8 protein-coding genes and 1 riboswitch are annotated in these 11,746 nt (G+C 36.9%); of the genes, 6 read left to right on the top strand and 2 right to left on the bottom strand.

The genetic code is table 11. The annotated features are described in order from the left end of the window. The first annotated feature begins 186 nt into the window (after positions 1–186). From BM211_RS17505 to BM211_RS27210, 4 genes are all read left to right on the top strand, one after another. Positions 187–1,827, top strand: a complete 1,641-nt coding sequence (locus BM211_RS17505; protein WP_035437665.1) for a PTS transporter subunit IIBC — start codon at positions 187–189, stop codon at positions 1,825–1,827. Positions 1,828–1,830: 3 nt separating this feature from the next. Then, complete coding sequence (locus BM211_RS17510; protein WP_035437664.1) at positions 1,831–2,622, top strand: endonuclease/exonuclease/phosphatase family protein; 792 nt, start codon at positions 1,831–1,833, stop codon at positions 2,620–2,622. 258 nt (positions 2,623–2,880) lie between these two features. Next, positions 2,881–5,520, top strand: coding sequence for a YhgE/Pip domain-containing protein (locus tag BM211_RS17515; RefSeq protein WP_090998739.1), 2,640 nt, complete (start codon positions 2,881–2,883; stop codon positions 5,518–5,520). Positions 5,521–5,575: 55 nt separating this feature from the next. Continuing rightward, positions 5,576–5,710: a hypothetical protein gene (locus BM211_RS27210; protein WP_256217134.1), complete on the top strand. Its 135-nt coding sequence runs from the start codon at positions 5,576–5,578 to the stop codon at positions 5,708–5,710. Between the two features lie 36 nt (positions 5,711–5,746). Here the strand turns inward: BM211_RS27210 and BM211_RS17520 are convergent, their stop codons facing one another. Next, complete coding sequence (locus BM211_RS17520) at positions 5,747–7,936, bottom strand: DNA topoisomerase III (protein WP_090998741.1); 2,190 nt, start codon at positions 7,934–7,936, stop codon at positions 5,747–5,749. Positions 7,937–8,350: 414 nt separating this feature from the next. After that, positions 8,351–8,462: riboswitch (TPP riboswitch) on the top strand. Positions 8,463–8,531: 69 nt separating this feature from the next. Between BM211_RS17520 and thiM the strand changes: the two genes are divergently transcribed. Both thiM and thiE read left to right on the top strand, forming a co-directional pair. Then, entirely contained in the window at positions 8,532–9,338 is an 807-nt protein-coding gene (gene thiM / locus BM211_RS17525; RefSeq protein ID WP_035437659.1) for a hydroxyethylthiazole kinase, read from the top strand. Positions 9,339–9,356: 18 nt separating this feature from the next. Continuing rightward, on the top strand, positions 9,357–10,013 hold the full coding sequence (gene thiE / locus BM211_RS17530) for a thiamine phosphate synthase (RefSeq protein ID WP_035437657.1): 657 nt from the start codon (positions 9,357–9,359) through the stop codon (positions 10,011–10,013). A gap of 53 nt (positions 10,014–10,066) precedes the next feature. Here the strand turns inward: thiE and BM211_RS17535 are convergent, their stop codons facing one another. Then, positions 10,067–11,380: an anaerobic C4-dicarboxylate transporter family protein gene (locus tag BM211_RS17535; RefSeq protein WP_090998744.1), complete on the bottom strand. Its 1,314-nt coding sequence runs from the start codon at positions 11,378–11,380 to the stop codon at positions 10,067–10,069. Positions 11,381–11,746 lie beyond the last annotated feature (366 nt).

Below are 11,746 nucleotides of genomic sequence, written 5' to 3' on the forward strand. Positions count from 1 at the left end.
AGATGCTTATATAGCATCTTTTTTTATATAAAAATTGTATTTTTAATAAAATTGTTATTGCAATATGAAAACGCTTTTATTAAAATAAATTTATGAAAACGATTGCGTAAAACGTTTTCGCGAGGGGAAATGCAATTATTATTTATACATGAGGGATTGTAATTTAGAAAAAGGAGGAACAAAAAAATGAAAAAACTTGCATCTTTTGATTTTTGGCAAAAGTTCGGAAAAGCTTTATTAGTAGTAGTAGCGGTTATGCCAGCTGCTGGTTTAATGATTTCCATCGGTAAATTAATTGGTATGTCTGCGGGCGATGTATCTGCCGTGCAAATAATTGCTAGAGTTATGGAAGATATCGGTTGGGCAATTATTGTAAACTTAAACATTTTATTCGCTGTAGCAATTGGGGGATCTTGGGCAAAAGATCGTGCGGGTGGTGCATTTGCAGCATTGCTAGCATTCGTATTAACGAACCGAATTACAGGAGCAATTTTTGGTGTAAACGCTGTAATGTTAGCGAGTTCAAAAGCAAAAGTATCTTCCTTATTAGCGGGAGATTTACTTGTAAAAGATTATTTCACTTCTGTTCTTGGTGCACCAGCACTTAACATGGGAGTTTTCGTAGGTATTATTTCAGGTTTCTTAGGAGCTACGCTATACAATAAATATTATAACTATAATAAATTACCACAAGCATTAGCTTTCTTTAACGGAAAACGTTTCGTACCATTTGTAGTAATTGTTGGTTCTACAATCACTGCTATTATTTTATCGTTCGTATGGCCATTCATTCAAAGTGGATTAAACGAATTTGGACGCTGGATTGCAGCTTCAAAGGATAGCGCACCAATTGTTGCGCCGTTTGTATATGGAACATTAGAACGTTTATTATTACCATTTGGATTGCATCATATGTTAACGATTCCGATGAACTACACAGCGCTTGGCGGATCGTACACAATCTTAACAGGTGCTAAGGCAGGACAAATTGTAGCGGGACAAGATCCATTATGGCTTGCATGGATTACAGACTTAAATAGCTTAATAACGAAAGGTGATATGAAAGCATATCACGATTTATTAAATAATGTTGTTCCAGCACGTTTCAAAGTAGGACAAGTTATCGGTTCAACTGCATCATTAATTGGTATCGCATTTGCGATGTACCGTAACGTAGATGTAGACAAGCGTCATAAATATAAACCAATGTTCTTCTCAGCAGCATTAGCAGTATTTTTAACTGGGGTTACAGAGCCGATTGAATTTATGTTTATGTTTATTGCCCCAGTATTATATGTTGTGTATGCGATTATCACTGGTGTAGCATTCGCATTAGCAGATTTAATTAATTTACGTATCCATGCATTTGGTTTTATTGAGTTATTAACTCGTACACCAATGATCGTAAAGGCTGGATTAACAAGAGATCTTATTAACTTCTTTGTTGTATCAGCTATCTTCTTTGGATTAAACTTTACAATCTTCAACTTCTTAATTAAAAAGTTCAATTTACCAACACCAGGACGTGCTGGTAACTACATTGAGAATGAAGATGGTGCTGAAGAAGCAGCAGTTAATGTGAAAGAAGGTTCATTAGCGACAGTGGTTATCGCGCTGTTAGGCGGGAAAAACAACATTGCAGATGTAGATGCTTGTATGACACGTTTACGTGTGACAGTAAAAGACTTAGATATCGTTGCAAAAGAAGCGGATTGGAAGAAGAACGGAGCGCTTGGCTTAATTGTAAAAGATAAAGGTGTACAAGCTGTGTATGGTCCAAAAGCTGACGTATTAAAGTCTGATATTCAAGATATTTTAGGGATATAAGAAATGAAATTATTAACGCTAAATTGTCATTCGTGGCAAGAAGATGAGCAACTTGCAAAGATTCATTATTTAGCAAAAATGATTCAAGAAAATGACTATGACGTCATCGCATTGCAAGAGGTAAGTCAGTCAATTACGGCTCAAAATATATCCGGTAACATGAAAGAAGATAATTTTGTCCGCTTATTACAAGTAGAACTAGAAAAGCTTGGCGCGGCAAAATATGACGCTGTATGGGACTTTGCTCATATCGGGTACGATGTGTATGAAGAAGGTTTAGCCATTTTAACAAAACATGCAATTCAAAAGAGTGATTCCTTTTTCGTATCAAACAGTACAGATACAACATACTGGAAAACAAGAAAAATTGTCAGTATAACTGTTTCTTATTACAACCAGCCGGTGACATTATATTCTTGTCATCTTGGCTGGTGGAATGACGAAGAAGAACCATTTCAAAATCAAGTCGATCATTTACTGCATCGTGTAGATAAAGATGAATTGTCGCTCTTAATGGGTGACTTCAATAACAATGCACGTTTGCAAAATGAAGGCTATGATTATCTCATGCAAAAGGGTTTATATGACACGTATCAATTAGCAAAGCAAAAAGATGAAGGAACAACTGTACAAGGAAAGATTGCTGGATGGGATGAGAATAAACAAAATTTACGTATCGACCTTATTTTAAGCAATCAACCTGTACAAGTTACTTCTTCCAAAGTAATTTTTAATGGGATAAACCGAGAAGTAATATCGGACCATTTTGGCGTTGAAGTTCAAATTAACATGTAATGAAAAGGCAACCACCGTGCAAAATACGGAATGGTTGCCTTTTTTATTACATTTCATATATAATCTTCAATATTGAACGTAAAACTAAAACGGTCAATTTGTTTGTATATTTCATGAAAAGTATCATATAATGATGTATACAGTTTTCAGGAGTGATAGGTCATTTCAGTTAAATTTTTCAAAAAACAATGTTATAATGGCGAAATGCATGTATGAATTCGGACGAAAGAAAAAACATATGATTAGGTGATTAATAAAATGAAACAAATATGGCGTATTTATACGACAGACATACGGAATGTAGCAAGGCACTGGGCTGCAATTGTTATCATCATAGGGCTTACGATTTTACCATCGCTCTATGCATGGTTTAATATTGAGGCCTCGTGGGACCCTTATGGAAGTACGAAAGATGTTCCTATCGCAATATCTAATGAAGACAAAGGTTCAAATTTACGAGGGAAAGACATTAATATAGGGGAAGAAGTCGTGAATTCCCTAAAAAACAATAAAAACCTCGGTTGGAAGTTTGTTGATAAAAAGGAAGCAATACATGGCGTGAAGCATGGCGAATATTATGCAAGTATTACCATTCCGAAAGACTTCTCAGAAAAAATTGCAACGGTATTAGATGATAATCCGCAAAAACCAGAAATTCAATATTATGTGAATGAAAAGGTAAATGCCATTGCACCAAAGATTACTTCAAAAGGCGCGTCCGGTATTGTTGAGGAAATAGGCAAAAACTTTGTCAAAACCGCAAATGGTGAGATTTTTAAAATCTTTAATGAACTTGGAATTGATCTAGAAACAAACTTACCAAGTATCGAAAAAGTAAAGGATCTCGTTTTCAAATTAGAAACGCAAATGCCAGAAATCAATAAAGTGGTAGATACAGCATTAACGGATGCTGGCACGGCGCAAGATCTTGTCAAAACAGCACAAGATACGATGCCAAAGGTTGAAAGTATCATTCATGATAGCCAGCAACTAACGAAAGATTTAGATTCGTTCTTTGCCGCAAATGATCAAACGCTGGATGAGGCACCAGCAGCTATTAAGAGAGACTTAACGTATGCGAAAAAAGCTGCTGATGGTACGGCGCAGATTACGGATTTATTAAAAGATCCGTTGAAAAATGTAAACAAGGAAACGCTTAAGGATCAGATAAAATCTTTACAAAATACAGCAAATACAGTAAAGGAAGTTTCGCAAAAGATTCCTGGTTATACAGATAAAGCAAGAGAAGTTTTAAATAAAGCACCAACTGCTGAAGAACTCAAACCGATTGCTGAAGGAATAGAGCAATTATCTACAGGAGCTATTGACCGGATTGATATAGAAATTAAAAGCTTACAGGATTCTAATCAACCTGATAAAGATGTGCGTATTAAAGAATTAGAACAATTAAAAGAATCATTAAATGCAATCAAGAAAAAGTCAAAAGCAATAACAGAAGCAGCGAACGATCTCAATAAGAATAAGCAGTCCATTGAAAATTTATTAAATCAAATCGATAGTTTAGCAAAAGATGTTGAAAAAGGCTCAAATAATTTTATTAATGTTACGAATGATTTAATAAATAAAGTTGATAATGGTATAGGTGGTAACGTAAATCTAGAACCGGTCAAACAAGGACTATACGACGTTCAATCGCAGCTTCAAAAGGGCATTAATATGATAGATGATATTATTCCAGTGTTAAATGATGTAGATAAGCTTGCTGGTCATGCAGGGAAAACAACAAATATTCCTGAAAAAGTAGCGCAGTTAAATGATGCAAAAGGAAAGATGCAAGAGGGCATAGATGTAGCGAACAAAGGCATTGATATGATCAATAAAGGAGAACGACCTGCAAAAGATATTGTAGAAAGTTTAAACTCCCTATCTAAAGATGCATCCAACGTATTAGGTGATATTTTAGCACGATATGACTCTGAAATTGTCCCAAGTTTCAACGATGCAATTGCTAAAACGAAAAAAATAAACAAAGATGCAGCGGATGTTTTAAATACAGCGAATCAAAGTCTACCTAATGTCAAAAAACTACTAGAAGATGCATCAAAAGGATTAACTGTTGGCAAAGAAGAAGCTGAAAAAATAAAAGCAGAGCTTCCTGAAGCTGAGAAGAAAATTAAAGAAATTGCTAATAAAATTCGCGAATTTGAATCAGAAGAAGATTTAAAAGACATCATTCGTCTATTAAAGCATGATGTAGAAAAACAAAGTGATTATTTCGCAAATCCAGTAAACTTAAAAGAGAATAAATTATACCCACTTCCAAACTACGGTTCAGCAATGTCACCGTTCTACACAGTGTTAGCATTATGGGTAGGGGCATTGCTCATGGTGTCATTATTAACAGTAGAAGTACATGAGGAAGATGCGGAATATAAAAGTTATCACATTTACTTCGGCCGTTTCTTAACATTCTTAACGATCGGTCTTGCGCAGGCATTTATCGTAGCGATGGGAGATATATTCTTATTAGGCACGTATGTGGTTGATAAATTCTGGTTTGTCCTGTTTAGCATGTTAATTGCTGGAGTGTTCGTTTGTATCGTATACTCACTTGTTTCTGTATTTGGAAACATCGGTAAATCCATGGCAATCGTGTTACTTGTATTACAAGTTGCTGGTTCAGGTGGAACATTCCCAATTCAAATGACACCGAAGTTCTTCCAAATGCTATATCCATTCCTGCCGTTCACGTATGCAATTCGTATTATTCGTGAGACAGTAGGCGGTATGCTTTGGGATATTGTCTGGAAAGATCTTCTCGTATTATGTTTATGGGTAGGTGTAATGCTTATTATTGCACTAGTATTGAAAAAGCCAATTAATAAGTCGAGCGAAAAGTTTGTAGAAAATGCAAAAGGAAGTAAGATAATTCATTAATAATAAAGGTTCCTGCCGGTGGGTAGGAACCTTTTGTTTATGAGGAGCGTTGAGTATGTCGAACATCGTCGAAGAGTCTTTATATCATGTCGAAGCGCTGATATATTATAAAAAGTGGTCGATATATTATAAAAAGCGCCGATATATTGTAAAAGTCGCTGATATATTGAAAAAAGCGCCGATATATTAGCAGGCATGAAAAAAAAGAGTTGGTAAACCAACTCCTTTAATCAAACTTCAATTTCTTTAATGCTTCTGCTAATGCATTATTCAGAGGTTCTTCCTGCTGTTGTTGCTGTTTCATGTATTTTTGAACAGCACGTTTATCTGCTTTGTTACCTGATTCTTTTTTACGACGGTCTTGGAATGAAGAAAGTTTCTCGCGATAGCCGCATTTACATGCGAAGATTTGGCCTTCTCCTTCACCGCGAAGTTCTAGTTTTTTCTTACATTGCGGGCAGCGTGCGTTTGTCGCGCGGGATACATTTTTGCGATGACCACATTCACGATCTTGGCATACAAGCATTTTTCCTTTTTTGCCGTTTACTTCTAGCATTGGTTTGCCGCAGTCTGGGCAAGTTTTTGTGGAAATGTTGTCGTGCTTATATTTTTTATCGCTCGATTTAATTTCAGAAACAATTTCTTTTGTGTAGTTTTTCATTTCAGAAATAAATACTTCTTTTTTCAACTTGCCTTTCGCGATAGCCTCAAGTTTTTGTTCCCACTCAGCAGTTAGCGTAGGTGATTTTAATTCTTCTGGTACTAAATCTAGTAATTGACGGCCTTTTGATGTAATGTGAATGTCTTTGCCGCGTTTTTCAATTAAGAATGAATTGAACAATTTATCAATAATGTCGGCGCGTGTCGCAACTGTACCTAGTCCGCCCGTTGACTTTAATGTATCAGCAAGCTGTTTGTTTTGCGTATCCATATACTTTGTTGGATTTTCCATAGCCGAAAGTAATGTTGCTTCATTAAAACGCGCAGGTGGCTTTGTTTGACCAGATGTCCCTGCAATTAGTTTCACGTTTAATGTATCGCCTTTTTCGATGCGAGGTAAGATTTGTTCTTTTAAATCGTCCACTGCATCGTCATCTTCAAAGCGATTTTCATAAACTTCTTTCCAGCCAGAATTCATAATTGTTTTGCCGCGTGCGACAAAGTTTTCATCACCGATTTTAGCGCGTAACGTTAGTTGCTCGTATTCAAAAGCAGGGAATAAAACTGCTAAGAAACGTTTGACAACTAAATCATAAATTTTGCGCTCTTTATCTGTGAAAGCTGAGAAGTTTACATAGCTTTCTGTTGGAATGATTGCATGGTGATCACTTACTTTACTATCATCAACAAAAGATTTGGAAGCTTTGATTGGTTTCGTTAAAACTTTATTAGCTAAAGAACGATACTCACCTATTCCGCAAGCTTTCAGACGTTCTGGAAGTGTTCCAACGATGTCAGATGAGATATAACGTGAATCTGTCCGCGGATATGTTAATACTTTGTGCTGTTCATACAGTTTTTGCATAATATTTAACGTTTCTTTTGCGGAATAACCAAAGATTTTATTTGCATCACGTTGTAATTCTGTTAAGTCGTAAAGACCAGGAGCAAATGACTTCTTAGCTTTTTTCTCAATTTCAACTACAGTCGCATTTTGGTTTCCTAATTTTTTTACAATCGCATCAATTTTTTCTTTATCAAAGCTGCGGCTATTGCCTTTCGCATCTTGCCAAGTGAGCTTTAATCTCTCTGTTGTTTGTGCTTCAATGCCATAGTATGTTTGTGCTTTGAAGTTTTTAATTTCATCTTCACGTCCTGCGATAATTGCTACAGTAGGTGTTTGAACACGACCGCAATTTAATTGTGCATTGAATCTTGTAGTTAATGCACGTGTTGCGTTAAGACCGATATACCAGTCAGCTTCCGAACGGGCAACAGCTGAAGCATATAAATTGTCGTATGCTTTACCAGGTTTCAAGTTTGCAAAACCATCTTTAATCGCTTTATCGGTAACAGATGAAATCCATAGACGTTTAATCGGTTTATTAATTCTCACTTTATCAATAATCCAACGAGCTACTAATTCTCCTTCGCGACCAGCGTCTGTAGCTACGATGATTTCATTTACATCATTTCTAGTCAATTGACTTTTCACAGCATTAAATTGCTTGCCAGTTTGCTTAATCACCGTTAATTTTAAACGTTCCGGAAGCATTGGAAGATCTTCAAGATTCCACTTTTTATACTTCACATCATAACTTTCAGGATCTGCTAATGTAACGAGATGCCCTAAAGCCCATGTAACAATATATTTACTTCCTTCAATGTAACCATTTCCTTTTTTATCGCACTTCAATACACGCGCAATATCACGTGCAACAGAAGGTTTTTCAGCAATTACAACACTTTTTGCCATATTTCAAACATCCTTTCAATTTCCGTAAGTTAACTATAGCATACATCCCTTTCGGATTCAGTTATTCCGAAGATTCGTATCCGTTGTTATGAAATATAAGTGTTCCATTTTTAACTAGCTTCAGAAATGCCTTAAACACCGCCTGTGACCGCTCTAATACATGGCCAGTTACTCTCGCCATCCTAAAAAAAGGGGTCTTTTATGTTTTTTCTTTATGTAAAATTTCGGCAAGGAAAATAAAATATACCCAGCACTCGCTGTCTCCCTTTGTTTTAAACGTTGCCGTGGTAGGAACAGGTCCTGACCGCTCAAATACACGGCCAGTTGCTCTCGCCCATCTAAAAAAGGGGTTTTTACATCTTTTTTCAACTTGTTATTTCAACAGAATCAGAGTAGACTCTGAAGTAAATGAATAAGAAAACACATGGGAGTTTGCGGATGCAAACTGAGAGTACGGCTACTCCGTCGTTGACCATTTGAACCTGTTGGATAATGCCAGCGTAGGGAGAGTGTAAGAGCACATTATGAAGACACTTTGCATGCGCAAAAGTGTCTTTTTTGCTATATCTCCCATTATAAAAAAGGAGAGATACATATGAAAATGAAAGAAATTGCCCAAGTAGTTGAGACAGTACGAGAAAGAAATCCGCTCGTTCATAATATTACAAATGTCGTCGTGACAAATTTTACTGCCAATGGATTACTGGCATTAGGTGCATCGCCTGTGATGGCATACGCAAAAGAAGAAGTAGCTGAAATGGCAAGTATTGCGGGAGCACTCGTTTTAAATATGGGGACACTTCGCCAAGAAGAAGTAGAGGCGATGCTTATTGCTGGAAAGTCAGCAAATAATCATAATGTACCAATTATATTTGATCCCGTCGGTGCTGGGGCAACTTCGTATCGAACAGAAGTGGCAAGGTATATTCCAAGTGAAGTAAAGCTAGCAATCATCCGTGGCAATGCAGCAGAGGTTGCAAATGTTATTGATGAGAGTTGGGAGATTAAAGGGGTTGATGCAGGGGGAGGAAATGGTGATGTTGTTTCCGTTGCGAAACAAGCAGCAAGGCAGCTACGTAACATTATCGTTATTACTGGAAAAGAAGATGTTATAACTGATGGGGAAAGAACGTTTATTCTTCGTAATGGTCATCCTATTTTAACGAAAGTAACAGGAACAGGGTGTTTATTAACATCTGTTATCGGAGCGTTTACGGCAGTTGAAAAAGATTACGTAAAAGCAGCTGTTGCGGCGGTAGCATTTTACGGTGTAGCGGCAGAAATTGCGGCAAGTAAAACAGCTAAGCAAGGACCGGGAAGTTTCCAAATTGAATTTCTAAATCAGTTAGCAAACGTTACTGCAGAAGACGTTGAACGATATGGAAATGTTGAAGAGGTTTGATAAGGAAGGATGAGAGAAATGGCACGGATTGATAAACAACGTATGTCTGAGTTACTACAAGTGTATTTTATTATGGGAAGTAATAATTGCAGCAAAGATCCATTACAAGTTATGAAAGAAGCTCTTGATGGCGGAGTTACCCTTTTTCAGTATCGTGAAAAAGGTGACGGAGCATTAACGGAAGAAAACCAGTATACATTTGCAGGGCAGCTACAATCATTATGTAAAAAGTATCATGTTCCATTCATCGTAAATGATGATGTGGAATTAGCAATAGCGTTAGATGCAGATGGTGTTCATGTTGGGCAAGATGATGAAAACATTCAGATCGTACGTGGAAAAATGGGCGATAAAATCATTGGTGTATCCGCTCATACAATAGAAGAAGCTCGTTTTGCGATTGAAAATGGTGCCGATTATTTAGGAGTAGGACCGATTTTTCAAACAAACACGAAAAAAGATGCAAAAGCGGTACAAGGAACGGCAGGATTGCGTTTTTTCCGTGAAAGTGGCATTGGAATTCCGATTGTCGGTATTGGTGGGATTACAATTGAAAATGCTGCTTCTGTCGTTGAAGCAGGGGCAGATGGTGTTTCGGTGATTTCAGCGATTAGTTTAGCGGAGTCTCCTTATAATAGTGCGAAGAAATTGGCTGAGCAAGTGAAAAAAATTTAAACAAACGTTTGATTAAAAAGAGCTAGTCCTTGTAAAGACTAGCTCTTTCTTCATTAAAACATCAGTGAAACGAGAAGCATCCCTATTCCAATTGATGTAATTGTTGCGACCAGACCTGGGATCATAAAGCTATGATTTAACACATATTTACCGATACGAGTTGTACCTGTACGGTCAAAGTTAATTGCCGCGACGATTGTTCCGTAGTTTGGAATAAAGAAATATCCGTTTACAGCTGGGAACATTGCGATCAATAGTACCGGTGAAATGCCAAGTGTTAATCCAAGTGGTATTAATGCACGTACTGTTGCAGCTTGGCTATATAACAAGATTGATAGCACGAATAGTGCAATTGCAAATAACCACGGTGCACTCGTTACGAGTCCTTGGATAGAACCTTGAATTATTTGTAAGTTACCGTTAAAGAACGTATCTCCCATCCAGGCGATACCGAAAATTGCAACAACTGCTGTTGCTCCTGCTTTAAAGACGTTACCAGATACGATGCTTTCCACATTTGGTTTACAAAAAATAATAATAAGTGCTGCGATTGTTAGCATAACCATTTCAATGGTGTTTGGCATCGAAAGACGTACAAGTTTTCCGTCTATCATCCAGCCAGGACGTAATGCTTCAAAAGATCCAAGAAGAACAACTAAAACTGTTGCCAATAAAAAGAGGATAACAGACAGTTTTGCACCTTTTGGAACAATAAATTCTTTCTTTTCTTCTAGTTTTGGAATTACGCCTTCTTGTAATCGCTTTAAATATTCTTCATCTTCGTTTAGCTCTTTCCCCATTTTGCTTGCTACGAAAGCAGCTAACATACAAGCGATAAAGGTAGATGGAATACTAATTTTTAAAATATCTAATAGTGTAATCTTATAGTCAGCAAGCATAGCGAGAAGTGCAACGGTTGCTGCTGAGATTGGACTGGCCGTAATCGCTTGCTGCGATGCAATAACAGCAATTGACATTGGACGCTCTGGTCGAATTCCTGATTCACGCGATACTTCAGCAATGACAGGAAGAACTGAATAGGCAACGTGTCCTGTTCCTGCGCAAAACGTAAATAAATAAGTGACGATAGGGGCAAAGAACGTAATCCATTTCGGATTTTTACGAAGCGCCTTTTCTGCAATATGAACAAGATATTCCATTCCCCCAGCAGCTTGCAACGCTCCAGCAGCAGTAATAACTGCTAAAATCATAAGCATAACATCAATTGGGGGAGAGGTTGGTTGTAAATGGAAGAAGAAGACAAAGATTGCCATCCCAACACCACCCATTACGCCAAGGCCAACACCTCCAAGACGTGCACCGACGAAAATGCAGAGTAATAAGATGGTAAACTGTAGCCAGAACATAGTATGCACCTCCGAGATAATAATTAATTGCTATTATCAAATAATTTACCCTGTTTCATGATTCGAAAGTTGAATCCTAAAATGAATCTATAAAAATGGCTTTTTTTAATTATATAACACATCAAAAACATGACCCGCTCTGTTTGTTAAAATTATGTTACAAAAGGGTTATTTTGGTATTTTTATATTTGTATGTATAAATAAATGGTTAATCAAATTGGATGTTGTAATCTGTGGAAACATAAGGTTGTAAATAAAACTGCACTAGAAATTTCACCTTTTCTAGTGCAGTTCTTTTTCGAATGTTTTAATACCCTTCTCGATGACTATGATACCATTTCCATTCTGTAGCGATAATATCCTTAA

Origin of the sequence: Bacillus sp. 491mf, assembly GCF_900112415.1 — a bacterium.
In the GTDB taxonomy this organism is placed as follows: Bacteria; Bacillota; Bacilli; order Bacillales; family Bacillaceae_G; genus Bacillus_A.

Bases quoted from the DNA above. Each gene is read 5' to 3' on its own strand.
- BM211_RS17505 (WP_035437665.1), top strand. From the start codon at position 187: ATGAAAAAACTTGCATCTTTTGATTTTTGGCAAAAGTTCGGAAAAGCT.
- BM211_RS17510 (WP_035437664.1), top strand. From the start codon at position 1,831: ATGAAATTATTAACGCTAAATTGTCATTCGTGGCAAGAAGATGAGCAA.
- BM211_RS17515 (WP_090998739.1), top strand. From the start codon at position 2,881: ATGAAACAAATATGGCGTATTTATACGACAGACATACGGAATGTAGCA.
- BM211_RS27210 (WP_256217134.1), top strand. From the start codon at position 5,576: ATGTCGAACATCGTCGAAGAGTCTTTATATCATGTCGAAGCGCTGATA.
- BM211_RS17520 (WP_090998741.1), bottom strand. From the start codon at position 7,936: ATGGCAAAAAGTGTTGTAATTGCTGAAAAACCTTCTGTTGCACGTGAT.
- thiM (WP_035437659.1), top strand. From the start codon at position 8,532: ATGAAAATGAAAGAAATTGCCCAAGTAGTTGAGACAGTACGAGAAAGA.
- thiE (WP_035437657.1), top strand. From the start codon at position 9,357: ATGGCACGGATTGATAAACAACGTATGTCTGAGTTACTACAAGTGTAT.
- BM211_RS17535 (WP_090998744.1), bottom strand. From the start codon at position 11,380: ATGTTCTGGCTACAGTTTACCATCTTATTACTCTGCATTTTCGTCGGT.